We start from the raw sequence: 24,351 nt of genomic DNA on the forward strand, positions 1-24,351 counted from the left end.
TCCGCGACGACCACCAGTGGACCGGAGGTTCCTTTGAGCACCGTGAACGGGTGCGGCACCATGTTCTACGGCTGGCGCGGACGGGCCACACCAGCGTCGACCGCAACCAAGTGGATCACGCTCTTCTTCCTTCCGATCGCACCGCTTGGACGCTACCGCCTGACGCCCATCACCGACTTCGATCGCGAGATGCTCACGGCCTCGGCAAAGGAGGTTGCCGCGGCCCTGGTGGGCCATGGCGCGCGGACGGACATCTCCCTGATCAGCGCGAGGTTGCCGATCCGGTTTCCCGAAGTCCTCAGCACCTACTTCACGGCATTTGTCGCCGTGCCGTTTCTCATGGTGTGGCCATGGCTTCTCTTGTACCTGGGGAAGAGGCTCTTCGGGATACCTCCCGAGTGGGAGGAGCGGGCTTGGTTCATGCCCGCAGTCGTGGTTTATGCCTGCGTCTCTCTGCTCAATGCGGTCGCTGTTCCGGCGTGGGCCATTCAGTTGGCGCGCGGCATCCGGCCTGGCCTGTTTCGAAGCCGGAAGTGAGGCCGGGCCCTCCGCCCAGCTCGGACCCCGCCGGCATTGCCTTCCGTTCCCACTCGGCACCTCGCCATCCCGGCTTCGCCCAGTGCCCCGGAGCAGGCAAGCCCGGCCAGCTTCGTCAGGCCAGCGGATGCTCTCCAAAGCCTCAGGGCATCAAATCAATCTTCAACGCAGACTCAGGCTCAACCAGTTAACCTGTCCTCCTTCAGCAACGCCCACCCACAAGGAGCACGGATGAACGTCTTCGGGAAAGGCAGCCATGCATGGAAGGTGATGACCTTCGCCCTGGTCGTGGTGCCCTGGTTCCTGAAAGACCAGCTGGCGACCAGTCTGGAGGAGCGCTCCCGGAATGCGCGGAAGGTCCTGATCGAGGAGAATCACCAGGAGCAGCGGGAAGAGCAGGAGATCGAGCAGCGGCAGGTGGTCGATCGCCTGGCCCGGATCGAGCTCCGCCAGATCCAGACCACGGGGGAGCTTTCCGAGGCCCAGATCGCCAGGGCGGTGGCGGATGACCTGTCCCGCAGCTTCGCAGCGGAAGGCAAGGCACTGCACGGCAGCATGCTGAAATTCAACGAGCTGCTGCCGAAGATTCCCATGGAGGCCGCCACCAGGCGGGCCCTGGAAGCCAAGGCCCACCAGGTGGAGGCGGTGACCCAGGAGCTGGAGAAATCCAGGCCGGAGACACCTCAGCAGGACAACCAGGCGCTGCTGGAGCGCTGGGCCCAGGCCGAGGTGGCCCTGGGGGAGGCCTATGAACAGCTGTCCCTGGAAGCCGAACGGGACCGGGATTCCAGCGCGAACCAGGCCTTCTGGTCCCGCATCGCCGCCTGGGTCTTCACGGCCCTGGCGGCCTTCATGATGGGAGACTGGACGAAGTCCATCCAAGAGGTCCAACGGGGCGTGAAGGACGTTTCGTCCCACCCGGCCCCTGGCGCCAACGCCTGATCCCGATCTCCTGGCCTGAAACAGCGCTTCTTCACATCCTGGCCGGGGCCTCGCGTTCCTATACTTGAGCGTCGCCTGCACCCGGGCCGAGGAGAGGAAAGGCGCGTCGTGGATCGCTCATCCCGCAATCGGCTCACCGAGACCCTCCTCCCCCAGTTCGGGGGAGACACCCTGTTCGACGCCATCGCCCGGGCGGTGTGCCGGGCCGGATGCCTGCCGCGCAAGGAGCTGTTCGAGGCCTGGGAAGTCGCCCGCAGGGTGCGGCGCCGGTTCAGGGGGGGCCGGATCGTGGATCTGGCCTGCGGCCACGGCCTGCTGGCCCAGGTCCTCCTCCTGCTCGACGATGGCTCGCCCGGGGCGTTGGCCGTGGATCAGCGGATCCCGAAGAGCGCCGCGGCTCTGGAGGCTTCGCTATGCGCGGCGTGGCCGCGTCTGCAGGGGCGGGTCAGCTACCTCGAGGCGGACCTGAGGGCGGTGCCGCTCGATCGGGAGGATCTGGTCGTCTCGGTGCACGCCTGCGGTGCACTGACCGACCTGGTCCTGGAACGGGCGGTGGCAGCCGGGGCGCGCGTGGCGGTACTGCCCTGCTGCCACGATCTCAAGGCGGCCGATCTCGGCGGCCTTGAGGGTTGGCTGGAAGGTACCCTGGCCATGGACGCGGCCCGGGCGGCCCGACTGCGAGCCCAGGGATACCGCGTGTTCACGCAGCTGATCCCGGGGGACATCACGCCGAAAAACAGGCTGCTGATGGCCGAACCGGAAGCGGCCCGGCCCTGAGGGATCCAGGGCCCACATCGCCCACCCCGGAGTCAACTGACAGGGACTTCCCCTCACTTCCAGCACTCCGCCTTCCCCGGTTAACCTCGTTCGTCCGGTCGTCCTTCCCCAAAAGGCACCCATGTTCCAGCCGACCCAATCCCAGAGCGCCCTGGTCCTGTTCCTCATCGTCGGAGTGCCCCTGCTCCTCGGCTGGCTGGGCCTGATCGTCCAGTGCGCCAATGCCTCCTTCAAATCCGATGGCGACAAGGTCGCGTGGATCCTCATCCTGGTCCTGCTTGGCCCGGTCGGCGCCGCGCTCTATCTCATCGCCGGCCGCACCCGCCAGACCCGGCCGGCGGACCGTGAGAAGTGGGTGGTGTGAGCCGCCGGGCCCACCGTCCACCCCGGGTCCGGCCCCGCTTCCCCTAGCCTTCCCGGCCGAGGAGTCTTCTCATGGATCCCAGGGCGATCGTGACGAGCCTGCTGGTGGCGCTGGCCTCCCACACCCCCGGCTGCGCGCAGGGGCTGGCCGTGGACGCGGGCTTCGCCGAGGAAGCCCTGCGGCTCCTGGAAGGACCGGCGGGCCCGGCCTCCCCGCGCCTGCTGGCTTCGCCGGCGCTGGCCCACCTGCTCCGGCACGCGCGGCACTGGGATTACGACGTGCCGAAGGCCTCGCCCGAGGCGCTCGCCTCCCACCTGCTGAAGAAGGTGGGAAGTCAACCGGACGGGGTGGCCACGCTGCGGGCGAGCCTCACCCACTTCCGCCAGGTCCTCCAGGCCGACGACGGTTGGACGCGGGACGCGCTGGATTGCCTCCCGGCGGGTTTCCGCTTCCAGGGCTCCGCGCTCTACCTCACCTGCGGGTACGACATCGGCGTCGCCACCCCCGGCTGCGCATCCTTGAACGGCGCCCATCCGCACTTCAAGGGGCACCCGCGGGAGCTCACCTACTACGCCATCCACGAGCTGCACCACGTGGGCTACATGGCCCACCACCCGCCGTTGCGCCTGGAGGACCTGAAGACCTGCGGCGACCTGCTCCGCTTCGTCGAGTACTCCACGCACATGGAGGGCATGGCCGTGTGGGCCGCCCATGGCAGGCGGGAACGGGATGGCGCCCTGGCCGAGGATGCGGACTATGTGGCCCTGGGCGACGCAGCCACCCTCGCCCGACTGGCGCGGGCCTTCCGCGCCATCCACGACGACCTCAGCGCCCGGAAGCGCCAGGTCCTGACGCCGGGGGACTGGGCCCTCCTGGACCAGCTCGCGGGGAAGGAGCGCCTCTGGTACCGGGTCGGGGCCATGATGGCACGGGACATCGAGCGATCCCGGGGCCGGGGGGCCCTCGCGAGCCTGGTCCGCGAAGGCCCGGCGGAGTTCTTCAAGGCCCATCGGGCGTTGGCGGAGCGCCCCTGAACGCCCCCACCCCGGGCGCCCGATCCCGTACACTGCTTCCTGAAACCACCACTGGAGGTTCGACATGGAGCGGTTGTTCCCTGACGCGGGGCATCCCTACGGAGTGAGCCCCTCCGCCTTCTTCTCCCTGCGGGACGGCAAGCTGTACCCCGACGTGGGCCACCCCGAGGGTACGGGAACGGCGCCCTGGTTCTCGGTCCGCGGCGACAAGGTGTACCCCGACGAGGGGCACCCGCACGGGGTCGGCAACACGCCCTGGTTCCGGATCCAGGCGGGACGGCTCTACCCCGAGCCGGGCAATCCGGACGGCTCCGGGGGCCTGCCCTGGTATTCCATCCGCTGATCCCCGCTCATCAGAGCCACACCGGCCCGCCGCCCCGGGCCGTTCGAAAGGTCTTCCCAGAATGCGCATGACCTTCAAGCCCATGACCTACCTCGTCAGCTTCACGCTGTTCGTCCTGATCTTCACGGCGCTGGGCGCCTACGTGGGCTACGGCAGGATCGCCGACCAGCTGCTGACCCAGGCCTTCCTGGACGCCGCCCCCCTGCAGGTGCAGGTCCGGCCGGATCCGCAGGGCCCTGCGCTGGGCTGGGATGAGCGGGTGGCCCTGCCGCAGGGGGGCTTCGCCCGCGTGGTGGCGGGCCCTGGCGTACCGGCCGTGAGCATCGAGGAGGTGGACGCAGCCGGCACCCGGACCCAGGCCGCGGCAGGCATCCCCCTGGCCGCGCGGGAACACGCCGACGACCTGCGGGTGGATCGGAACGGCCGCTATCTCTATGCCCGCATCCTCACTGCCGCCAAGGTCAAGGCCGAGGAGACCACCTGGATCTGCAAGTACGACTTGAAGCGCCGCCGCCTGGTGCGGCGCACCTCCGTCAACCCCATCCTGCTCCCGGCACCCTTCCGGCCCTAAACCGTCCCGCCGCGCAGCCGTACCTCAGGGAACCACCCGCCGGAGGTCCCCATGAACCGGAACCACCTCATCGCCAATGCCATCCTCTGGGCGGCGGCCATCCTCGCCTCGGCCCTGGTGGGGGCGCCGTCGGTCCTCTCGGCCCTGCTGCTGCCGACCCTGGCCATCGCCTCCCTGCTGTTCATGGGGCCCCGGCTCACGAAGTGCGGCGCCGGCCGGTGAAGGGGCCCACGAACCCGGAGAAGCCTGCTACCTTCGACCACCCCTTCCCTCCCGGAGGCTGAGATGAGTGGCAATCCCGTCGCGTGGTTCGAGATCTACGTGCAGGACATGGCCCGGGCCCGGGCCTTCTACCAGGCCGTGTTCCAGGTAGCCTTCCGGCAGCTGAGCGCCCCGCTGGACGAGCTGGAGATGTGGGCCTTCCCTTCCGACATGGACCGCTACGGCAGCGCCGGGACGCTCGTGAAGATGGCGGGCGTCCCCTCCGGCGGCATGGGCACCCTGGTCTACTTCCACTGCGAGGACTGCGCCGTGGAAGAGGCCCGCGTGGTTCCGGCCGGCGGGCGCGTGCACCGGCCCAAGATGGCCATCGGCGAGTTCGGCTTCATCTCCCTGCTGCACGACACGGAGGGGAACATGATCGGCCTGCACTCCATGCAGTAGGTCCCACGAAGGAGGCGTTCATGGTCCTGCGCGAGTTCCTGGTGGCAGCCGGGGCCCAGCTGGCTCCACCCTGGCCGGCCAAGGAGCCTTGATGCCCCTGCTCCGCACCAATGTCGCCATGAGCCTGGACGGGTTCATCGCCCGGGCCGACGGCTCGTACGACTGGATCCCCGCCGATCCCGGCGTGGACTTCGTGGCGCTCTTCGCCCAGTTCGACCACTTCGTCATGGGCCGCAGGACCTTCGAGGTGGTGCAGGCCCTGGGCGAGCAGGACCCCACCCGGGGCCGGTCCATCCTGGTGGCCTCGCGCACCCTGCCGCCCTCGACCATCCCGGGGGTGGAGGTGGTGGGGGCGGGCCTTGCGGAGCGCCTCCGCGCCCTGAAGGCGACCCCCGGCCGGGACCTCTGGCTGTTCGGCGGCGCCAGCCTCTTCCGCGAGCTGCTGGACCTGGGGCTGGTGGACCAGGTGGAGGTCTCGGTGATCCCCATCCTCCTGGGGGGCGGCATCCCGCTGGTGTCCCCGGGCCGGTCCCGCGCTCTGCGGCTCCTCAGCCAGCACGCGCTGCCCAACGGCATCCTGCAGCTGGTCTACGCGGTGGCGCCGGACTGAGCCTGGGGGCCCGAGGCAAGCCGGTGGCGGCCACGTTCAGGGTGTGGCGAGGATGGCCTGCCGCAGCTCGGGACGGACGGCGATGCGGGCGGCCTCGGCCCGCTGCAGGTCGGCGCGGGCCTGGACCGGATCCTTCGCCTCGAGGTGCAGGGCCAGCAGGTTGTTCCAGGCGTTCGCATGGGTGGGATCGGTGGCCACGGCCTGCCGGAACTGCGCCCGGGCCTCCTCACGGCGGCCCAGGCGGTAGAGGGCGTTGCCGCGCAGGAACAGGTAGTCTGCCGGCAGGGCGAAGGGATTCTCCGACTGGTACAGGTGGCCCTTCTTGGATTCCAGGAACTCGATGGCGCTCCGTTTGACCCGGTATAGGAAGCCCGAGCAGCCCGTGGGATCCACGCCCCGGGCCGCCAGGTTGTCCAGCCCGGACCGCATGATGAGCTCCTCGGCCTCATCCTGGGCCTTCAGGTCCGCCAGTTCCTCCCTGTAGCATCGATCCAGGTCCGCCAGGGCCCGCAGGGAGATGTCCAGGTGGGCGAGGGTGCCGGTGTAGTCGCGTCCCTCGTAGGCCATGCGGGCCAGCAGGTAGTGGGCCTCGAAATGATCCGGGACCTTTTGGAGGCAGGTCTCGAGCAGCCGAGAGGCCTCGCCGAAACGGCGCTCCTGCACGGCCCGGCCCGCCTGGTCGATGCAGGCGTTCTGGGCGATGTAGCGCTGGAAGAGGGCAATGTCGCCAGCCGGGAGTGCCCCCGCCTGGACCACCAGACAGAACCCGACCAGCATGCGTGCCATGGGGCTGAGAGACCGCAGCAGGGGAGACATGGCCACCTCCACCACGACCAGGCATCGTGGAGTGGTACCAGGATACGCCTGGTGATCCAGGCCGTGAGAGCCGATCAGAGCGTCTTCATGTCCAGCACGAAGCGGTAGCGCACGTCGTTCTTCAGCATGCGCTCGTAGGCCTCGTTGACCTGCTGGACGGGGATCAGCTCGATGTCGGAGACGATGTTGTGCTCGGCGCAGAAGTCGAGCATCTCCTGGGTTTCCGCGATGCCGCCGATGAGCGAGCCGCTGAGGCTGCGGCGGCCCATGATCAGGGGGAAGGCGGATACCGGCGTGGGCTCGGGCGGCACGCCCAGCAGCACCATGGAGCCCTCCACGCGGAGCAGGCCCAGGTACTTGTTGTAGTCGTGGGGGGCGGAGATGGTGTCGATGATGAGGTCGAAGTGGCCCGCCAGCTTCTTGAACGTGGCGTCGTCCGAGGTGAGCCCGAAGTGGTGGGCGCCCAGCTTGCGGGCATCGGCCTCCTTGGACTTGGAGGTGCTCAGCATGGTGACCTCGGCGCCCATGGCCGCGGCGATCTTCACGGCCATGTGGCCCAGGCCGCCCAGGCCCACCACGCCCACCTTGTCGCCCGCCTTGGTCTTCCAGTGGCGCAGGGGCGAGTAGGTGGTGATGCCCGCGCAGAGCAGGGGCGCGGCGGCGGCCAGGTCGAGCTTGGGCGAGATCTTCAGGGTGAAGGCCTCGTCCGTCACGATGCTGGACGAATACCCGCCCTGGGTGATGGTCTTGCGGTCCATCTCGGTGCTGTTGTAGCTGAAGGCGGCACCCTTCTCGCAGAACTGCTCGAGCTGGCGCTGGCAGCTGGGGCAGGTGCGGCAGCTGTCCACCAGGCAGCCCACGCCGGCCAGATCACCGACCTTGAAGCCCTTCACGTGAGCGCCGATGGCCGTGACCTTGCCCACGATCTCGTGGCCGGGAACCATGGGATAGGCGCTGTTGCCCCACTCGTTGCGCACCTGGTGCAGGTCCGAGTGGCAGATGCCGCAGTAGGCGATCTCGATCTGGACATCGTGCGGGCCCACGGCCCGGCGCTCGAACTGGTAGGGTCCCAGGGGCGCGGTCGCGGAGGTGGCGGCGTAGGCTTTGGCGAGGGTCATGGGGGCTCCTTGGTGCTGGACGTACCACTGTAGACCAGCAGGCCAGAAGGCACCTCCAGGTGCGTGGGCGGTTGGCAGCTCCGGGCTCCCAGGACATCCTGGAGGGATGGATCCCATCCTGACCGAGCGACTGATCATCCGGCCCTTCGTGCTCGACGACGCGCCCTTCGTCCTGCGGCTGCTGAACGAGCCCTCTTTCATCGAGAACATCACGGACAAGGGCGTGCGTACCCTGGAACAGGCGGCGGACTACCTGACCCAGGGCCCGCTGGCCAGCTACGCCACCCACGGCCACGGGCTGTGGCTGGTGCAGCACCGGGGCACGGGCAACCCCATGGGCATGTGCGGTCTCATCAAGCGCGACACCCTCGAGGAAGTGGACCTGGGTTATGCCCTCTGCCCGGAGTTCTGGGGCCTGGGCTATGCGCGGGAGGCCGCCGGAGCCTGCGTGGCCTGGGGGCGCGAACGCCTGGGTCTGGGCGGGCTGCTGGCCATCGTGTCACCGGGCAACGCGGCGTCCATCCGCCTGCTGGAATCCCTGGCCTTCCGCCGCACCGGCACCATGACCCACGCGCCGGGCGACGAGGTGGAGGTCTTCCGCCTGGACCTCGGTGGCCGGAACGCCGGCTGATCCCGCAGCATCCAACCCATCCCCGGAGGTCCCATGCCCCGCCCCGCCACTCTGCCCGTCATCGACTGGAAGGCCGTGTTCGACTCCGGCCTGGACTACACCGCCTGGCTGGCGGCCGCAGAAGCCGCCGAACAGCGGGACAAGCTGGTGGCCCAGCACCAGGCGCTGAGCCTGGAGCCCGCCGTGGCGGGCTACCTGGCGGCCCTGCCCCGGCCCGTCCACGTGGTGGCCATCGCCGAGGACTGGTGCGGCGACGTGGTGCGCCACGCGCCCGTGCTGCAGCGCATGGCCGAGGCCGCGCCCCTGCTGAAGGTGCGCTACATCAGCCGCGAGCAGCATCCGCAGGTGTTCCTGCGCTTCCTCACCAACGGGGGCGAGGCCATCCCCAAGTTCATCTTCCTGAGCGACAAGTTCGTGGAGTGCGGCAGCTGGGGCCCCATGCCCGAGGGCTGCCGGGAGCTCATCGCCCGGGGCAAGGCCTGCGGCGACGTGGCCGCGGCCCGGAAGAAGGTCTCCGCCCGGTACGAGCAGGACACCATGCGCCGCGAGGTGGTGGCTGAATTGCTGAAGCTCGTGGACATCGCAGTGAGCCGCGAACCCTAGCGGAACTCGGTCATCCGGAACATCAGGATCGCGCCCGCCGCGGCCACGTTCAGGCTGTCCATGCCGGAGGCCATGGCGATGGCCACGGCGCGGTCGCAGCGGGCCAGCTGCGCCGGCTCCAGGCCCGTGTCCTCGGGCCCCATCACCAGGGCGCAGCGGGCCGCAGGCTGCCAGAGGCGTGCATCTTCGGCGGCCTCGGTGAGGGCCGCCGCCACGACCTCCGAACCCGGCTCCGCGGTCTTCCAGTCCGCCAGGCGCTCCCAGGGATCCTCCACGCGCCACACGGGGATGCGCCACACGGCCCCCATGGAGACGCGCACCGTGCGCCGCGTCCACTGGCCCGGCCCCGGTCCCGCCAGCACGCCATCCAGGCCCAGGGCGGCGGCGCTGCGCAGCAGCAGGCCCAGGTTCTCGCTGTCGTAGAGGCGCGGCAACACCAGCAGGCGCCGGGCGGCGTGCAGGGCCTCGGCCGGCGGCGGCGCGGGCACCTGGGCGCAGGCCATGAGGCCGCGGTGGAAGGGAAAGCCCGCCAGCTCCGACAGGGCGGCGGGCTCCATGGTCAGCAGCTCCGTGTCCGCCGGCAGCCGCCCCTGAAGGTCCAGGGCCGCGGTCGTGGTCGCAGCCACCGAGACCACCTTCAACTGCCCGGCACGGCCAGCCGCCAGCAGATCCTCCACCAGGATGCGCCCCTCGGCGATGAAGCAGGTCCCGTACGCCGGGTGCTCCCGCGTGCCGGCGAAGCGCAGGTCGCGGTAGGGGTCCCAGGGATCGAAGGCCATGGCACCAGCCTAGCCGCCGCCGGGTCCCACCCCCAGTCCAGGCCCCCACCCTTGGCCGCGGGTCCCCCCGGACATGGGTCGGACCAGGCCCAGGTACGGGTCACATCAAGGAAGATCAATGCCAATCACAACCTATTAATTTCATTAACATTCATTGACACACGCATCGCTGACTACACTCTGGTATTCCTAACTTGCACTTGTCTAAAGAAGACATTCCCTCGTGCTCACGGATCTATAACCCCCCTCCTGGACACCCTTCCACTCACCACGAAGCACGGCCGAAACCTATGGGTATCACCTCACCAGCTCCCTGGGCGTTTCCAGCCCTGCTGCCTGCCCCTGACTTCCCCTCTCGGGAACCGCAAGGAACCGCCCGGACAAGCGCCCCTGAGGAGGGGACAGGCAGCCCCAATCTCCCCATGGGGAACCGGAAGGTCGCCCCTCCCCCGGCTCCCCACGAACGCCCATCCCCCTACGGAACCGCCCATGCCTCCTGAATTCCGATCAATCCAATACCTGCTCCTGGCGTGGATCCAGAGGACCTGCTCCCGGCCCTGGGTCCGCCAGGCCGTGAAGATGACCCTGGACGCCGGGCTGGCCGGCGTCGCGTGGGCCGCCGCTTTCGGCCTGGTGCGCGCGGCGCTTCCCGACACGAACTCCACGCTCGCGTGGGTCGCATTCGCGATGGGCGTCAACCTGGCCTTCCAGCACACCCGCCAGCACTACCGTCTCATGGGATTCGTGGAGCTCAGATCGCTCATCCTGAGCATGCTGGCGCTGGTCCTGGTGCCGCCGGCCGGGCACGTGCTGGACGGGTCCATCGGCCTGGGGATCGAGCCTCCCAACCTCACGGTGGCCGCGGGACTGCTGACCGCGCTGACCTGGGTCATGGTTCGCGCCACGGCCGTGGACGTCTTCCGGCGTCGACTCCTCCGGAAGCACCCCCACCGGCCCACGGTGGACCGCCGCAAGACGCCCCGCGGCGGCCCCTCCCAGCACGGGGAGCTGGCGCTCCGCACCCTCATCGTGGGGGCGGGCCATGCCGGCGCCCAGCTCTGCCTTGAGCTGCAATCGAACGCCGAGCTGAAGAGCCGGGTGGTCGGTTTCGTGGACGACGCGCTGGAGAAGCAGGGGGTCAGAATCCAGGGTGTGCCTGTGCTGGGGCATTCCGACCTCCTCCCGGTCTTCATCAAGGAAGCCCAGGTGTCCCAGGTGATCCTTGCGATGCCGAGAGCGCCCGGCTCCCGGATCCGCCAGCTGGCCAGGGCCCTCCATGGCGAGGGCGTCCGCGTGAAAACCCTGCCGAGCATCCAGGACTTCATGGGCAAGAATGCCTGGAAGCCGGAGCTCCGCGACATCGCCATCGACGACCTGCTCCGCAGGGAGCCGATCAGCCTGGACCTGGGGTCCATCCAGCAGGCCCTGGCGGATTCAGTGGTGCTCATCACCGGCGCCGGGGGATCCATCGGCGGCGAGCTGGCGCGGCAGGTCGCGCGGTTCGGGCCGGCCCGGCTCATCCTGCTCGGCCGGGGCGAGAACAGCCTGTGGGAAATCGAACGCGAGCTCCACTACCTCTACCCCGACCAGGCGCTGGAAGTCGAACTCTGCGACATCCGGAATCCTGAACGCCTTCGACAGGTCTTCCAGGCCTGGCGGCCCCAGTTCGTGTTCCATGCCGCTGCGCACAAGCACGTTCCCTACCTCGAGAAGCATCCCGAGGAGGGGATCGAGAACAACATCTTCGGCACCCTGAACGTCCTCAAGGCCGCCCAGGCATCAGGCGTGGCGCGGTTCGTCAATGTCTCCACGGACAAGGCGGTGAATCCCACCAGCGTGCTCGGAGCCACCAAGCGCATTGCGGAATTCCTGGTGCTGCAAGCGGCCGAGGACGACGAAGCCGAAGGCCGGTACGTGAGCGTCCGGTTCGGGAACGTCCTGGGCAGCCGGGGCAGCGTGATTCCCCTCTTCCACGACCAGATCCGCCGTGGCGGCCCCCTCACCATCACCCACCAGGAGATGACCCGGTACTTCATGACCATCCCCGAAGCCGCCCAGCTTGTGCTTCAGGCGGGCATGCTCGGGCAGAACGGCAAGGTCTTCGTGCTCGACATGGGCGAACCCGTCCGCATCGTCGACCTGGCCGAGGACATGGCCCGCCTCTCCGGGCTGAAGGTCGGCTACGACATCGACCTCCAGTTCACGGGGATGCGCCCCGGTGAGAAGTTGCACGAAGAACTCTTCACGGACCAGGAGCAGGGACGGTCGGACGTGCACGAGAAGGTGTTCGAGGCCAGCCAGGAGCCGAAGAACCGTGCCGTCCTCGGACGCTGGCTCCAAACCCTGCGCCATGCGGGAACCCTTCCGGAGCACGCCCGCCAGCGGGCCATCCTCCAGGGGTTCATGGAGCTGGTGCCGAATTACCAGCCCTCGCCGAATGGCCTGGGCAGGCACCTGGATGCCGCCATCGATTTCGGGGAGGACCTGATGCCTTCGCACCGGTCTCCTGCTTCCGTCATCGTCCTCCGGACGCCTGTGACGTTCACGCCCTTGCAGTCCTCCTGATGGGCGGCCCCGCCCCCGCCGGTGTGGGATGGACGAGGATCCTTCCCCGTATCCGGCTGCCGCCCCCGATTCGCTCTCCATGGGCGGTCCGAAGCCATGTACGGAAAAAAGGGAGGGAGTTGCACAGGTATTTTTCCGTTACTCTTTAAGCCTATCACGTGGTTTTATCCGAGATCGACTGGCGCGACCAAAGTAATATCGGAGCCTGGCACGCGATGGGTAACAGCAACGGCAGGGATTTTCAGATCCGGAAAGTTCAGCCAGACGACATCCCCTTTGTCGTCGATGTGCACTTGGCCAGTTTCCAGAACTTCTTCCTCACCTTTCTGGGCCGCGCCTTCCTGGAGCTCCTCTACCGCGAAATCGCACGGGAACGCGGAGGCGCCTTCCTCGTGGCCACGTCCCCTGAAGGTGCGGTCGTCGGGTTCGCGGCCGGAGTTCCCCATCTGTCCCGCTTCTACCGGAAGCTGGCCAGGGAGCGGTGGTTCAGCTTCGGGCTGGCTTCCATCCAGGCTGCCGTCCGGCGCCCTGCGATCATTCCGAGGCTGTGGCGGGCTCTGCGCGCCTCCGAGGCCTCCGGCCTGTCCCCCTGCCCCGCAGTCCTGATGTCCATCGCGGTGGCCCCCGGCACGAAGCGGTCAGGCATCGGCAAGGCCCTGGTCCGGCACTTCCTGGCTTGCATGGCCCGGAACGGCGCCCCGCACATCTGCCTGACGACCGACCGGGACGACAATGCCCCGACCCTCGGCTTCTACGAGGCTCTCGGGTTCTGGCGGGTCCGCGAATTCCAGACCCCGGAAGGAAGGTGGATCTGCGAATTCATGATCGACACCCCATCGGAACCTCCAGAGCTCGACTTCGCCACGCTTCCGAATCCATGAAGAGCCGCCATGACCTACGAACGCGATGAACCGGTCGGCCCGCCCCCGGTCCAGGTGAGGCGCGCATGAGCGCCGCCTCTGCGCCAGCCCGCGCCGGGAATCACCGTGGGCCCTTCCACGTCGTGATCATCACGCCCTACTTCTGGCCGATCCTGGCTTCCTCGACCCACCTCATGAAGGACCTGGCGGAGGGGCTGGCCGGAGAGGGGTGTCGGGTGACGGTCCTGTCCAACGGACCGAACACCGCCACCCGCGAGGCGGACGGCCCCCTGCTGGCCGGCAGCGTCCACCGGGCCTGGAATCCCTTCCTGCGGCGCCTGGGCGTGCTCTCCAAGTTCTGCGAGTACCTGTGGTTCATGGCCTACTTCCTGCTCCGGGGCCTGGCCATCCCGGGAATCGACGTCATCTTCGTGGCCTCCACCCCTCCCCTTGCGGGGCTGCCGGCGGCCCTGCTGGCCCGGCTCAAGGGGGCCAAGATGGTCTACAACCTGCAGGACATCTTCCCGGATTCCGCCGTGGTGGCCGGGATGCTGCCGGCCGGCGGGTGGATCTACCGCTGTCTCCGCAAGGCCGAGGAGGCCACCTACCGGAGCTCCGATCTCGTCTCCTCCATCAGCCCGGCCTTCTCCGAGTATGTCCAGCGCCTCGTCCCCGGCACGCCGGTGGCCACGATCCCGAACTGGGTGGACACGGACCACATCCGACCCCGCGAGTCCGCCGAGGACCCGGACATCGCGGCGTTCCGCCGGGGCGGGGCCTTCGTCGTGCAGTACGCCGGGAACATCGGGTTCATGCAGAACCTCGAGACGCTGGTGGAGGCCGCCGAGCAGTTGAAGGGCGTGCCTGGCATCCGGTTCATCTTCATCGGCGATGGCAATGCCAAGCAGACGCTCCAGGAGCTGGCCCGCCAGCGGGGACTGGCCAACTGCGAGTTCCTGCCGCTGCAGCCGCTCGACCGGGTCCCCTCGGTGTACAACGCCTGCGACCTCGGAGTGATCCCCCTGAAGCCGGGCGCGGCCCACATCGCCGTTCCCAGCAAGACCTGGAACTACCTGGCGGCGGCCCGGCCCGTCATCGGCTGCGTGGAAGAGGACAGCCCCCTGGCCCAGGTGATCCGGGAAAGCGGGTCGGGCTCCGTCGTGCCCCCTGACGATCCCGGCCGGCTGGTCCAGGTGATCCTGGAATACCAGAATGCCCCCGGGCGCGCCCGGGCGGAGGGCCTGCAGGGACGGACCTACGTGGAGGCCAACCTCTCCCGGCGCACCGCCATCAAGCGCTACTTCCAGATGTTCAACCACGTGCTGGGCCGACCTGCGGAAACCCCCTAATGGACCGCCCATTCCACCCCGAGACCATGGCCGCGAAGCGGACCTGGCCGTCCGTCGCGAAGGAATCGAGATGAGGCAGGAATTCCTCTCCTACAACCCCCCCACCATCGGCGACGGCGAGCGCGCAGAGGTGATGGAGACCCTCCTGTCCCCCTGGGTGACCACCGGCCCGAAGACCAAGGCCTTCGAGGCCGCACTCGGGACCTACCTCGAGGCCCCGGCCGTGGTCGCCCTCAACTCCTGCACCGCGGGCCTCCACGTGGGCCTGGTCGCGCTGGGCGTGGGTCCGGGGGACGAGGTGATCGTCCCCGCCATGACCTTCTGCGCCACCGCCAACGTCGTCGAGCACGTGGGCGCGAAGCCGGTCCTGGTCGATGTCTGCGCCGACACGCTGACGCTCTCCCCCGAGGCAGTGAGGGCCGCCATCACCCCGCGCACGAAGGTCATCCTGCCCGTCCACTACGCGGGCCACCCCGCGCAGATGGACGAGCTGGACCAGCTCGCGGGCCAGCACGGCCTCGCCATCATGGAGGACGCGGCCCACGCGATTTCCACCCGGTACAAGGGGCGCCTCATCGGTTCGCGGGCCAACCTCGCGGCCTTCAGCTTCTACGCCACGAAGAATCTCACGACGGTGGAGGGCGGCTGCCTCACGGGCAGCCAGGAGCTGATCGACAGATCCCGGATCATCGGCCATCACGGCATGAACCGGGATGCCTGGAAGCGCTTCGACCGCTCAGGCTCCTGGTACTACGAGGTGGTCCTCCCCGGCTTCAAATACAACATGACGGACATGCAGGCGGCCATCGGCCTGGTGCAGCTCAAGCGGATCGAGGCGTTCCAGAGGCGCCGCCGGGAGGTGGTGGCCCGCTACGCCGCGGGGTTCCAGGACCTGGCCGCCCTGGAACTTCCGGTCGAGCGGCCCTGGGCCGCGTCGAGCTGGCATCTCTACGTGCTCCGCCTCCGCGCCGGGCAGCTGAGGATCGACCGCAACGCCTTCATCGACGAACTGAAGGACCGGAACATCGGCACCTCGGTCCACTACCTCCCGGTGCACATGCATCCCTTCTACCGGGACAAGTACGGCTACCGCCCCGGGGACATCCCCGTCGCGGCCGACGCCTACAGCCGGATGCTCAGCCTGCCCCTCCACGCGGGGCTGTCCGACGGCGACGTCGACGACGTGATCGAGGCCGTGCGGGAGCTCGTCCTTTCCAACCCGGCCTGATCATGGCGAAACGGGCCTTCGATCTGTTCTGGTCGATCCTGGGGCTGGTGATCCTGTCACCCCTGCTGGTGCTGGCCGCCCTCCTGGTGAAGCTGGAGGATGGCGGCCCGGTCTTCTTCCGGCAGGTCCGCATCGGCCGCGAGGGCCGGCCCTTCCGCATCTGGAAGTTCCGGACCATGGTGGTGGACGCGGAACGCATGGGCCGGTCCATCACGGTGGGGCAGGATGCGCGCATCACGCGCGTCGGCGCCAGGCTCAGGGACACCAAGCTCGATGAGCTTCCCCAGCTGCTGAACGTGGTGGCCGGCGACATGAGCCTGGTGGGCCCCCGACCCGAGGTGCCACGGTACGTCGAACTCTACTCAGAGGCTCAGCGGGCCATCCTCGCCCTGCTTCCCGGCATCACCGACCTGGCCTCGATCAAGTACCGGCACGAGAGCGAGCTGCTCGCCGGAGCCGAGAATCCCGACGAAACCTACGTCCAGGTCCTGCTCCCCGACAAGATCCGCATCAACCTCGCCTATGCGGCCCGGGCCGGGGTCTGGTCCGACTTCCTCGTCATTCTCGCCACCCTCGGCCTCTTCCCCCCGGGGCGCATCCGCACGGAGCCCTGAAGCCGCGTTTCCTCCCCTTAGCCCGTCACGTCCTCCCGCGGCCCTCCTGGGGGTCGAGGGTGAGGCGCAGGTGGACCAGGCGCTCCGAACTCAGCTCGGGCACTTCCACGAACCCCGCCTGCTCGTTCAGGGCCCGTGCCCGGGCGTTCTCGCGCCGCACGCCGGTGTTGATGCTCTCGGCGCCCCATTCCAGACAGGCCCGGATCGAGGCCTGCTTGAGGCCCCGGCCGATGCCGCAGCCCCGGACCTCTGCCGCGACGCAGGTGAAGGCGATCTGGGCGGCGCCCCCGCAAGGCCTCGCCGCGGATGGAACCGACGGTCCCAGCCTGCTCCACCAGTCCGGACGGGCCGCCAGCCAGGGGCGACGGAGGAACCCCAGCATCGCCTGCCACCGGCACGCCCGGAGCAGGGGCCGGCCATAGGGCCGGTCCGAAAGGGCCGTGAGACCCACGAGCCGGTCCCCGCTGCGGGCCACCAGGACCAGGGTCCCCGGCGAGGTGAGGAACCAGCGGTAGGCCGCCCGGATGAATCCACGCCCGAACCCCAGCAGGGCGCCCTCCTCCGCGGAGGAACAAGCCAGGTGCAGGGCGACCACCTCTGCGAGATCAGCGGGGGTGCCGGGGGAGATCTGGATGTTCAGCCCCTGTGGCGCCGGGGTTTCGAGCTCCCGGAACAGGGGGGAACCGAGCCGCCGGCAGATGTCCTCCCGCTCGGAAGCGAGGAGTTCCGGGAACGGCTGCCGTGCCAGCGGCAGCTTCCCGTTGGCGTGGAACCTCACCAGCCCTTCCGCCTTCTGCAGGTAGTCGCTCTTCGGGTAGAGGGCCGCCAGACCCCCAAAGCACCTGGAGACACCGTCGCCAACCCATGGGGCCAGACGGGGATGGAACACCACGCGCTGGCGGACGGGCCGGACCGAATAGCCGAGCCGCGCCTTGAACTGATCGACGCTGGGGGGGGCGTCCAGGGAGTGGAGGCCGTTGTGGATCAGGCGGACGCCCGCGTCCGCCGCGAGGGCCCGGGTGACCTCGAACAGGAGGGCGTTGTTCACCCGCTGCGGAAGGAATTCGGTGAGCGACTGCTGGTAGAGCATGTCGATGCAGTCGTCGATCCGCACGAACAGGAGGGAGGCCGCCAGCCGGCCTCCCACTTCCGCCCCCCAGGCCTCGAATCCATCGAGGTCCGCCGCCGCCCGGACCATGCGATCCCAGTGGGGGCGCCTGTGGCGGGAATGCCGCTGCTGGCGCGACCGCGTATCCCGCTCAAGGGGCCAGCCCTCGCTGGCGTAGCGCTCCAGTGGAATGGGCCCGACCTGACAGGCTTCGAGCCCCCGCCGGACCTTGGCGCGGATGGAGGCGTCCACGTCCTGGATTCCGTAGGCGAGCCGCTCGAAGACGATGTGGTAGCTGCAGGCGCCCTCGTCCGCCTCCAGATCCGTGGAGTAGCGGAGCCCGATGGCGTTCTCTTCGAAGAAGAAGTCGCGGAGCTCGTCCTCGGTGGGGCGGATCACCCAGTGGTAGGGAAAGGCCTGGAAGACCCGTGGCCCCGAATCGAACCAGTAGGAGCTCCGCGTGCGGACCACGCGATGACCCTGGCGCCGCAGCCATTCCGCAAAAATGTCCGGGGTCATCGCAGCCGATTCCGGGGAAGGTCCATGTCCGGTTCCTCAGGATAGGTGGAGGGAGTGCCTGAAGCGCGTCAGGGCCCCGGCGGGGATGCGGCGCAGGCATCCCACCGCGTGGGTCGCCCAGTCGCCGCCGTAGGGGATGTAGCAGCGCACGGTGCAGCCGTCGGCCAGGAGCCGTTCCTGCAGATCGGGCCTGACGCCGTACAGCATCTGGAACTCGAAGGCCTCCCTTCCGAGCCCTAGTCGCGCCTGCACGGCCAGGGTCCAGGCGATGGCAGCCTCGTCGTGTGTGGCGATGGCGGGCGAGACTCCCCGCAAGAGCAGCCGCTCGATGTCGCGGTTGAAGGCGGCGTCGACCTCCGCCTTGCTTCGGAAGACCTGGCTTGCGGGTTCCCGGTAGCCGCCCTTCACCAGCCGGATGCTCGCCTTCCGGTCCAGCAGGCGGTCCAGGTCGCCCGCCCGGTGCCGCAGGTAGGACTGGATGACCAGACCGACCGTCCCGTTCCCAAAGCGATCCTGCATCTCCTCGAACACCCGGAGGGTCGTCTCCACATAGTTCGATTCCTCCATGTCGATCCGCACGAACCCCCCGGTTCCCGCGGCGCATTCCAGGATCCGCCGGAGCTGGAGCTGGCAGTAGGCCGGGTCCAGGTCGAGGCCGATCTTCGTGAGCTTGATCGAGACATTCGAATCGAGGCCTTCCTCGCGGATCCGCACCAGGGCGTCCATGGCCTGCTGGGCCGCCCCCTCCGCTTCCGCCAGGTCCAGCACATGCATCCCGTGGAAATTCAGCGTGGTCTTGAGCCCCCGGGCGTTCGCACCGCGAGCCGCGGCCAGGGCGGAGGCCAGATCCTCCCCGCCCACGAAGCGGCCCGCCAGCTCCCTGACGATCGGGGTGCTCATGACGAGCTTCCTGAACCAGGCCTGCCTGGCGAGGATCTGGGCGGCTTTCCGGATCATGGTGCCTCAGAGGGGCGGATCGCCCAGGGGGCGTCAGTTCGGGATGGGCTTGGAAATGAGGAAGGGACCGAGGGCCAGGTGGAGCAGGCCCGATCGCTGCATCACGTCGATGGCGTCAGCCGGGGAGGAGACGATGGGCTCGCCGTGGATGTTGAAGGAGGTGTTCATGATCGCCCCCCGTCCCGTCCTCTCCCGGAACCGTTCCAGGATGCGGTGGTAGGGGCGGTTCTGCGCCGATGTCACCACCTGGGGGCGGATGGTCCCGTCCTCGGGATGGCAGGCGGCCTTGACCTCCTGCGTGTTCCGGGAGTCGAAGGCCAGGATCATGTAGGGGGCCGTGAAGCCCTTGGGGTTGTGGATGTAGCGGTCGGCGCATTCGGCCATCACCGAGGGCGCGAAAGGCATCCAAAAATCGCGACACTTGATGGCGTTGTTCACGGTGCGAACCACCTCGGGGGAAGTCGGGTCCGCCAGGATCGAGCGGTTGCCCAGGGCGCGGGCGCCGAACTCCTCGCGGCCCTGGGCGCGGGCCACCACCTGGCCGCGGCTCAGGAGCTCCGCGATGGCGTCCTCCAGGTCCTCCGGCCGCGCCACGGTCCAGCCCAGCGCATGGGCCCGGTCGGCGGACGCCTGATACTCGGCTGCGGAGGGCTCGGGCCCGAGGTAGAGCGATTCGAGGGGTTGGATGGTATCGGCCTGGCCGAGGTCCGAAAGGTGGGCCCAGGCGGCGCCCAGGGCGTTGGTCTCGTCGCCGCAGGAGGGGAACACGAACAGGTCATCCACCTCGGGCAGTTCGCCGATGGCCTTGTTCAGCTTCACGTTCATGAAGACGCCGCCGGAGAGGTGCAGCTTCCTGCGCCCTGTCTTCTTCAGCCAGCCGCGCACCCACGCCGTGAGGAACTCCTCCGTGAAGCTCTGGAGTCCGGCGCAGACGTAGTCGAAGCGGGTGAACTCCAGGCGTTTGCGCCAGTACTCGTAGGAGTGGGTCGTGTCGGGCACGCCCGGTGCCCGCCGCCAGGAACCGTCTGTGAGTTCGAAGGCGCTGGCGAACACCCGCTTGATCTTCTCCACGCGGTCGCCGCTGGCATAGGGCGCCATGCCCATGAGCTTGTACTCGTGTTCCATGGGCACCATGCCCATGTAGGCCGTGATGACCTCCCAGAGGTTTCCGATGGATTCATCCTCGTGGATGGTGGCGAGCCGCTCCAGCCGTCCTCCGGGCCCGGGCAGGGAGACCGTGGCACAGAGCGAATCCCCCGCGCCATCGACCGTGATGACCAGGGCCTCCTCGTCCACGCCCCGACCGAAGTGGGCCGTGGCAGCATGGCAGCGGTGATGCTCGATGGTGAAGACCGCCTTGCGGTCCACGCCATGCGCGACGAGGCGCTCGATCTGGCGCTCGCGACGCCAGCGGTGGACCATTCCGCGCACCGGGGTCTTCTGGAGCAGGCGCTTCACCTGCCCGGCGAACGTCGCAGCCTCTTTGTAGCCCCGGATGCGATTCGCCGCCTCGTTGCTGCTGGAGGTCGTGTCGGCGTAGGATCCGTAGCCTCCGAAGACATAGGCGTCGACCTCCTGCCAGGAGAACCCGTGGCTCTCCAGCAGCCGGCCGATCGCCTGCTCCGGGAATCCGCGCCGGTTCTTCTCCCGGGTCGGGCGCTCCTCCTGCAGGGCGCCGAGAAGGCGACCATCACACAGCAGCGCGGCGGAAGCTGTATGGCTCGGATTGATTCCACAGATCAACATGCCTGGGCTCCCGGTTGGCTGAAGTTGCAGCTGGGTCGGAGGGGGATCGGTCTCCGCGGCGGTTGAGGAAGGCGGGGTTCATCGCGACGAAGGACTTTGGGAAGGAGCGGCCTGAGGATGGCTATGATGACATCAGCGGATTGCGAGAAGAGTGATGTTTTTTCGCGATTAATTACACTCAGAAATGATGTCTGCTGTAAAAGAATCAGGATGAACCAAGACGACGCCCGCCCACCCCTGGCCCACGCCTCCGAGGCCTCCGGCAGGCTTCATCCCGGCCTGGGCCACCAAACCGGGCCGGGAATCCGGGACCGGTCCATTCTTTCCCCGGGGACTACCGCCCAGCGGAGACTCCAACCTGGAGTTGACAGGCCCCGTGGTATGGCGGGAAGAATGGACACCCTTCATCGGACACCCCGGTCCAGACTCAGCGGATTCCCCTTGCGCCAGCCTTCCCGCCAGTCCCCCGGCCCCCCGTCCTCCGGGCCCCGCGCCGTCGGCCGGTGGCCCGGGGAGATCCAGTCGGCTGGTCGCCCCGACGGCCGGGGATGGCGCAGGTGGAGATCCGTGGCAGGCCCTTGCAGGGAGGGCCGATGAACGCGGACGTCTTCGCCGAGTGGATGCGCCGCCAGGGCTACCGCGTCGTGCGGACCGAGAGCAGCTACTGGTACAACGCGGCCCCGGGCGTGCTCCAGGCCTTTCCCTACCATTGGGTGATCACCCCCTCCGCCTCGGAGATCCGCCCCCTGATGATGCGGCACGGCATCCTCGCGGTCCGCTACTCGACCCCCTTCGAGTTCACGCATGGCGTGGCGAGCTATCACATCACCCTCCGCGAGCCCTACTCCCTCGACCAGCTGAAGGCCCAGGCCCGCAATGGCGTGAAGACCGGCCTGGACCACTTCCAGATCGAGCGGATCCCCTTCGAACGGCTGGCCACGGAGGGATGGCTTCTGCAGCAGGACACCCTTGACCGGCAGGGGCGGCTCCGGAGCATGACCCGCGAAACCTGGGAACGCCTCTGCCGGTCGGCCTCCGATCTCGATGGCTTCGAAGCCTGGGCCGCCACCTCCGACGGCGAGCTCGCGGCCGCGGTCATCGTCGCGCGCCAGCAGTCCATCTTCTCCGTCCCCTTCGCCATGAGCCACCGGCGCTTCCTGGGGAACCACGTGAACAACGCCCTGTTCTACGCCGTCAGCAAGGAGCTGCTTGGCCGCGAGGGCATCGAGAGCCTGTTCTACACCGTGCAGTCCCTGGATGCGCCGGCCAATGTGGATGAGTTCAAGTTCCGCATGGGCCTGCAGATCAAGTTCGTCCGCCAGTGCGTGGACTTCAATCCGCTCATCCGTCCGTTCGCCACCCCGATGGCGCACCGGTTCGCCCGGAAGCTGCTCCAGCAGGACCCTTCGAACCCCCACATCGCCAAGGCGGAAGGCATGCTCAGGTTCCACCTCGAGGGCCGGAAGCCGATCGGGGAACAGGCCTGGCCGGAACGGCTCCTGGCGGAACGGTCCATGTTCCTGCCGCCCTCGAAGTGCTTCAGGAAGCTGAAGGACATCCTGGTGACGTCGGCCACGCCCTTCGACATCAATGCCCTGGTGGATCTCCATGGCGTCTGCTTTTCGAAGCACGAGCACATCCCCGTACGGCTGGGCAGGCCCTTCCTCATGGCGGTCTACCGATGGTTCGTCTCCTCGCCCGACACCTCCGTGCTGGTGGCACGACAGGGCGGTCGGCTGGTCGGATTCACGACGCTCTCGGACCACCCCTACAACCTGCCCATGCTGTGGGCCTGCCGGCGGGAAATGTTCAGGAGCTACCTCCGACATCCTTCGGCCCTCTTCGACCTGGAGCTGTTCCAGCGCCTGGGGGGGATCCTCGCCAACCGGCTGGGGGGCTCGGCCGAGAAGGTGGCCCAGATCGCCTTCACCGGGGTGGATCCGGCCTTCCAGGGCCAGGGCATCGGGAAGGCCCTGAAGGCAGCCTCCATCAGCGTCTGCCGCGAGCGGGGCATGGTGGCGATCTCCACCGGCGTCCGCAGGCAGAACCAGCGGGCCCGGAGGCTGAACGAACAGGCGGGGTTCGTCGAGGTGCCGTCCCTGAGCACTCGACGCCTGGTCTACTTGAGGCTGGACCTCAGGGACTGAATTGTTTCGATACGAAACAATTCGAGGCCGAGGGGGCGGTTCTTGAGACGGCCAGATGCAGCCGTGGCGCGTGTTCGGGCCATCCTCGCGATCTCCATGCAAGATTTTGATCGAGCTTCGATATCACGACGAATTGTCTGGATTTCATTTGGAAAATAGGGATAAATAACCTTCACCACAGCTGCTTTTCGTGATGCACGAACAACGCTGTTCGCTCCATCGGAGGCCAACATGTTCTGCGAACATCACACCGCGCCGTGGATCCTGGGATGCCCCCAGGCGGCGTCCGGCCCCTGGGTCCAGGCCCATCTCCGCCGAATCCAAGCGGGCGCCGCCCTCGCGGCGACGCTGCTGCTGGCGGCCTGCACCGCCCCTGGGATGAAGCTGAATTCCCACCCGAGCCGGCCAGAGAGGTCCGAGGTCGCCGGCCTCGCGGTGACGCTCCGTCCCATGACGCCCGACGTGGTGGCGACCCAGCGTGCGCCCCAGCCCCCGGCCCTCGACGGCCTGTTCGTCGAGAAGCTGCCTTCCTACCGCGTGGGAGCCCAGGATGTCCTCCTGGTCACGGTCTGGGACCATCCCGAGATCACCCTTCCCCTGGGCCAGTACCGGACGGATTCGGCCTCGGGGACCGTGGTGGACGATGACGGCACCATCTTCTTCCCGTACATCGGGCACGTGGCCGTGGCCGGATCGACCATCCCGGAGGTGCGCGCCAGAATCACCACCCAGCTTGCGAAGGTGCTTCAACGGCCCCAGGCCGACGTCAAGGTGCTGGCCTACCGCTCCCAGAAGGTGTATGTGGGCGGCGAGGTGCGCAATCCCGCCGCCTACAACGTCACGGACATCCCCCTCACCCTTTCCGAGGCCATCGCCCGGGCCGGTGGGTTCCTGCCCACCGCCGATGACAGCCATCTGGTCCTGACGCGGGGAAACCAGTCCTGGACCCTCAACTTCCAGGTCCTGATGGCCGCCGGAAACCGGCTCGGCCAGATCCTCCTCAAGGATGGCGATTCGCTCTACGTGCCCAGCGGGAAGGAGAATCCCGTCTATGTGATGGGAGAGGTCACGAGGCCGGGAACCCTGCCCCTGGTCCACGGAAGCCTCTCCCTGGCCCAGGCACTCTCTGAATCAGGCGGCATCCAGGGGAACAGCGCCGATGCGCGTTCCATCTACGTGATCCGCCAGGGCAGCGCCGTGAACTCGGTGGATGTCTTCCACCTGGACGCGCGCAACCCCACGGCCATGGTGCTGGCGGATCGCTTCATCCTGGGCCCTCGCGATATCGTCTACGTGGATGCCGGCACCCTCACGCGCTTCAGCCGGGTCATGACCACGCTGGTGCCCACCGTGACCGCCGTCTCCACCACCACCCTCGCCGCCGCAGAGGCCTGGTACTTCAGGAACCGGCGTTGACGGCCACCTTCCAAGCCCCTCCCCCTGCGTTCCCTTCCCGATCCAAGGCGACCC

25 protein-coding genes are annotated in these 24,351 nt (G+C 68.3%); 19 read left to right on the forward strand and 6 right to left on the reverse strand.

What is annotated here, in order from left to right; genetic code table 11:
• The first annotated feature begins 33 nt into the window (after window positions 1-33).
• The 10 genes from QOZ81_RS09830 to QOZ81_RS09875 all read left to right on the forward strand — a co-directional run bounded on the left by QOZ81_RS09830 (window position 34) and on the right by QOZ81_RS09875 (window position 5,841).
• Window positions 34-537, forward strand: coding sequence for a hypothetical protein (locus QOZ81_RS09830; protein WP_291207508.1), 504 nt, complete (start codon window positions 34-36; stop codon window positions 535-537).
• 231 nt (window positions 538-768) lie between these two features.
• Window positions 769-1,479, forward strand: coding sequence for a hypothetical protein (locus QOZ81_RS09835; protein WP_291207505.1), 711 nt, complete (start codon window positions 769-771; stop codon window positions 1,477-1,479).
• A gap of 108 nt (window positions 1,480-1,587) precedes the next feature.
• Window positions 1,588-2,256 (forward strand): methyltransferase, encoded by a 669-nt coding sequence (locus tag QOZ81_RS09840; RefSeq protein ID WP_291207502.1) that lies wholly within the window; start codon window positions 1,588-1,590, stop codon window positions 2,254-2,256.
• 121 nt (window positions 2,257-2,377) lie between these two features.
• Window positions 2,378-2,620: a PLDc N-terminal domain-containing protein gene (locus tag QOZ81_RS09845; RefSeq protein WP_291207499.1), complete on the forward strand. Its 243-nt coding sequence runs from the start codon at window positions 2,378-2,380 to the stop codon at window positions 2,618-2,620.
• Between the two features lie 71 nt (window positions 2,621-2,691).
• Complete coding sequence (locus QOZ81_RS09850) at window positions 2,692-3,654, forward strand: DUF5700 domain-containing putative Zn-dependent protease (RefSeq protein ID WP_291207496.1); 963 nt, start codon at window positions 2,692-2,694, stop codon at window positions 3,652-3,654.
• A gap of 64 nt (window positions 3,655-3,718) precedes the next feature.
• Complete coding sequence (locus QOZ81_RS09855; RefSeq protein WP_291207493.1) at window positions 3,719-3,997, forward strand: hypothetical protein; 279 nt, start codon at window positions 3,719-3,721, stop codon at window positions 3,995-3,997.
• A gap of 67 nt (window positions 3,998-4,064) precedes the next feature.
• The gene (locus QOZ81_RS09860; protein ID WP_291207490.1) at window positions 4,065-4,568 is read left to right on the forward strand and encodes a hypothetical protein; all 504 of its coding nucleotides are present in this window, start codon (window positions 4,065-4,067) and stop codon (window positions 4,566-4,568) included.
• 51 nt (window positions 4,569-4,619) lie between these two features.
• Window positions 4,620-4,790, forward strand: coding sequence for a hypothetical protein (locus QOZ81_RS09865; protein ID WP_291207487.1), 171 nt, complete (start codon window positions 4,620-4,622; stop codon window positions 4,788-4,790).
• A gap of 63 nt (window positions 4,791-4,853) precedes the next feature.
• A complete protein-coding gene (locus tag QOZ81_RS09870; RefSeq protein ID WP_291207484.1) occupies window positions 4,854-5,231 on the forward strand; it encodes a VOC family protein in 378 nt (125 codons plus the stop codon).
• Between the two features lie 91 nt (window positions 5,232-5,322).
• Window positions 5,323-5,841, forward strand: coding sequence for a dihydrofolate reductase family protein (locus QOZ81_RS09875; RefSeq protein WP_291207481.1), 519 nt, complete (start codon window positions 5,323-5,325; stop codon window positions 5,839-5,841).
• Between the two features lie 36 nt (window positions 5,842-5,877).
• Here the strand turns inward: QOZ81_RS09875 and QOZ81_RS09880 are convergent, their stop codons facing one another.
• A complete protein-coding gene (locus QOZ81_RS09880; protein WP_291207478.1) occupies window positions 5,878-6,657 on the reverse strand; it encodes a tetratricopeptide repeat protein in 780 nt (259 codons plus the stop codon).
• Between the two features lie 74 nt (window positions 6,658-6,731).
• A complete protein-coding gene (locus tag QOZ81_RS09885) occupies window positions 6,732-7,775 on the reverse strand; it encodes an NAD(P)-dependent alcohol dehydrogenase (RefSeq protein ID WP_291207471.1) in 1,044 nt (347 codons plus the stop codon).
• Between the two features lie 106 nt (window positions 7,776-7,881).
• Here QOZ81_RS09885 and QOZ81_RS09890 point away from each other — a divergent pair, with 106 nt between their 5' ends.
• Entirely contained in the window at window positions 7,882-8,406 is a 525-nt protein-coding gene (locus tag QOZ81_RS09890; RefSeq protein ID WP_291207468.1) for a GNAT family N-acetyltransferase, read from the forward strand.
• Between the two features lie 33 nt (window positions 8,407-8,439).
• The gene (locus tag QOZ81_RS09895) at window positions 8,440-9,009 is read left to right on the forward strand and encodes a thioredoxin family protein (RefSeq protein ID WP_291207464.1); all 570 of its coding nucleotides are present in this window, start codon (window positions 8,440-8,442) and stop codon (window positions 9,007-9,009) included.
• Here QOZ81_RS09895 and QOZ81_RS09900 read toward each other — a convergent pair.
• A complete protein-coding gene (locus QOZ81_RS09900) occupies window positions 9,006-9,788 on the reverse strand; it encodes a TrmH family RNA methyltransferase (RefSeq protein WP_291207461.1) in 783 nt (260 codons plus the stop codon). The genes QOZ81_RS09895 and QOZ81_RS09900 overlap by 4 nt on opposite strands.
• Before the next feature lie 489 nt (window positions 9,789-10,277).
• Here QOZ81_RS09900 and QOZ81_RS09905 point away from each other — a divergent pair, with 489 nt between their 5' ends.
• From QOZ81_RS09905 to QOZ81_RS09925, 5 genes are all read left to right on the forward strand, one after another.
• A complete protein-coding gene (locus tag QOZ81_RS09905) occupies window positions 10,278-12,353 on the forward strand; it encodes a polysaccharide biosynthesis protein (protein WP_291207458.1) in 2,076 nt (691 codons plus the stop codon).
• 293 nt (window positions 12,354-12,646) lie between these two features.
• A complete protein-coding gene (locus QOZ81_RS09910; RefSeq protein WP_291207455.1) occupies window positions 12,647-13,234 on the forward strand; it encodes a GNAT family N-acetyltransferase in 588 nt (195 codons plus the stop codon).
• 65 nt (window positions 13,235-13,299) lie between these two features.
• A complete protein-coding gene (locus tag QOZ81_RS09915) occupies window positions 13,300-14,562 on the forward strand; it encodes a glycosyltransferase family 4 protein (RefSeq protein ID WP_291207452.1) in 1,263 nt (420 codons plus the stop codon).
• A 70-nt stretch (window positions 14,563-14,632) separates the two neighbouring features.
• Window positions 14,633-15,790 carry a DegT/DnrJ/EryC1/StrS family aminotransferase gene (locus tag QOZ81_RS09920; RefSeq protein ID WP_291207450.1) on the forward strand — a complete coding sequence of 386 codons (1,158 nt, stop codon included), beginning with the start codon at window positions 14,633-14,635 and terminating at the stop codon, window positions 15,788-15,790.
• Between the two features lie 2 nt (window positions 15,791-15,792).
• A complete protein-coding gene (locus QOZ81_RS09925; RefSeq protein WP_291207448.1) occupies window positions 15,793-16,404 on the forward strand; it encodes a sugar transferase in 612 nt (203 codons plus the stop codon).
• 25 nt (window positions 16,405-16,429) lie between these two features.
• Here the strand turns inward: QOZ81_RS09925 and QOZ81_RS09930 are convergent, their stop codons facing one another.
• The 3 genes from QOZ81_RS09930 to QOZ81_RS09940 are packed head-to-tail and all read right to left on the reverse strand — an operon-like array spanning window position 16,430 to window position 20,734.
• Window positions 16,430-18,031, reverse strand: a complete 1,602-nt coding sequence (locus tag QOZ81_RS09930; RefSeq protein ID WP_291207445.1) for a GNAT family N-acetyltransferase — start codon at window positions 18,029-18,031, stop codon at window positions 16,430-16,432.
• A 36-nt stretch (window positions 18,032-18,067) separates the two neighbouring features.
• Window positions 18,068-18,988 (reverse strand): proline dehydrogenase family protein, encoded by a 921-nt coding sequence (locus QOZ81_RS09935; protein ID WP_291207442.1) that lies wholly within the window; start codon window positions 18,986-18,988, stop codon window positions 18,068-18,070.
• A 33-nt stretch (window positions 18,989-19,021) separates the two neighbouring features.
• Window positions 19,022-20,734, reverse strand: a complete 1,713-nt coding sequence (locus QOZ81_RS09940) for a carbamoyltransferase C-terminal domain-containing protein (protein ID WP_291207439.1) — start codon at window positions 20,732-20,734, stop codon at window positions 19,022-19,024.
• A 593-nt stretch (window positions 20,735-21,327) separates the two neighbouring features.
• Here QOZ81_RS09940 and QOZ81_RS09945 point away from each other — a divergent pair.
• Window positions 21,328-22,881: a GNAT family N-acetyltransferase gene (locus QOZ81_RS09945; protein WP_291207436.1), complete on the forward strand. Its 1,554-nt coding sequence runs from the start codon at window positions 21,328-21,330 to the stop codon at window positions 22,879-22,881.
• 231 nt (window positions 22,882-23,112) lie between these two features.
• Complete coding sequence (locus QOZ81_RS09950) at window positions 23,113-24,297, forward strand: polysaccharide biosynthesis/export family protein (protein WP_291207433.1); 1,185 nt, start codon at window positions 23,113-23,115, stop codon at window positions 24,295-24,297.
• Window positions 24,298-24,351 lie beyond the last annotated feature (54 nt).

The organism is Geothrix sp. (assembly GCF_030219325.1).
Classification (GTDB): Bacteria; Acidobacteriota; Holophagae; order Holophagales; family Holophagaceae; genus Geothrix.

Coding starts and splice junctions, on each gene's coding strand:
- QOZ81_RS09835 (WP_291207505.1), top strand. CDS start 769: ATGAACGTCTTCGGGAAAGGCAGCCATGCATGGAAGGTGATGACCTTC.
- QOZ81_RS09845 (WP_291207499.1), top strand. CDS start 2,378: ATGTTCCAGCCGACCCAATCCCAGAGCGCCCTGGTCCTGTTCCTCATC.
- QOZ81_RS09850 (WP_291207496.1), top strand. CDS start 2,692: ATGGATCCCAGGGCGATCGTGACGAGCCTGCTGGTGGCGCTGGCCTCC.
- QOZ81_RS09855 (WP_291207493.1), top strand. CDS start 3,719: ATGGAGCGGTTGTTCCCTGACGCGGGGCATCCCTACGGAGTGAGCCCC.
- QOZ81_RS09860 (WP_291207490.1), top strand. CDS start 4,065: ATGACCTTCAAGCCCATGACCTACCTCGTCAGCTTCACGCTGTTCGTC.
- QOZ81_RS09865 (WP_291207487.1), top strand. CDS start 4,620: ATGAACCGGAACCACCTCATCGCCAATGCCATCCTCTGGGCGGCGGCC.
- QOZ81_RS09870 (WP_291207484.1), top strand. CDS start 4,854: ATGAGTGGCAATCCCGTCGCGTGGTTCGAGATCTACGTGCAGGACATG.
- QOZ81_RS09875 (WP_291207481.1), top strand. CDS start 5,323: ATGCCCCTGCTCCGCACCAATGTCGCCATGAGCCTGGACGGGTTCATC.
- QOZ81_RS09880 (WP_291207478.1), bottom strand. CDS start 6,657: ATGTCTCCCCTGCTGCGGTCTCTCAGCCCCATGGCACGCATGCTGGTC.
- QOZ81_RS09885 (WP_291207471.1), bottom strand. CDS start 7,775: ATGACCCTCGCCAAAGCCTACGCCGCCACCTCCGCGACCGCGCCCCTG.
- QOZ81_RS09890 (WP_291207468.1), top strand. CDS start 7,882: ATGGATCCCATCCTGACCGAGCGACTGATCATCCGGCCCTTCGTGCTC.
- QOZ81_RS09895 (WP_291207464.1), top strand. CDS start 8,440: ATGCCCCGCCCCGCCACTCTGCCCGTCATCGACTGGAAGGCCGTGTTC.
- QOZ81_RS09900 (WP_291207461.1), bottom strand. CDS start 9,788: ATGGCCTTCGATCCCTGGGACCCCTACCGCGACCTGCGCTTCGCCGGC.
- QOZ81_RS09905 (WP_291207458.1), top strand. CDS start 10,278: ATGCCTCCTGAATTCCGATCAATCCAATACCTGCTCCTGGCGTGGATC.
- QOZ81_RS09915 (WP_291207452.1), top strand. CDS start 13,300: ATGAGCGCCGCCTCTGCGCCAGCCCGCGCCGGGAATCACCGTGGGCCC.
- QOZ81_RS09920 (WP_291207450.1), top strand. CDS start 14,633: ATGAGGCAGGAATTCCTCTCCTACAACCCCCCCACCATCGGCGACGGC.
- QOZ81_RS09925 (WP_291207448.1), top strand. CDS start 15,793: ATGGCGAAACGGGCCTTCGATCTGTTCTGGTCGATCCTGGGGCTGGTG.
- QOZ81_RS09930 (WP_291207445.1), bottom strand. CDS start 18,031: ATGACCCCGGACATTTTTGCGGAATGGCTGCGGCGCCAGGGTCATCGC.
- QOZ81_RS09935 (WP_291207442.1), bottom strand. CDS start 18,988: ATGATCCGGAAAGCCGCCCAGATCCTCGCCAGGCAGGCCTGGTTCAGG.
- QOZ81_RS09940 (WP_291207439.1), bottom strand. CDS start 20,734: ATGTTGATCTGTGGAATCAATCCGAGCCATACAGCTTCCGCCGCGCTG.
- QOZ81_RS09945 (WP_291207436.1), top strand. CDS start 21,328: ATGAACGCGGACGTCTTCGCCGAGTGGATGCGCCGCCAGGGCTACCGC.
- QOZ81_RS09950 (WP_291207433.1), top strand. CDS start 23,113: ATGTTCTGCGAACATCACACCGCGCCGTGGATCCTGGGATGCCCCCAG.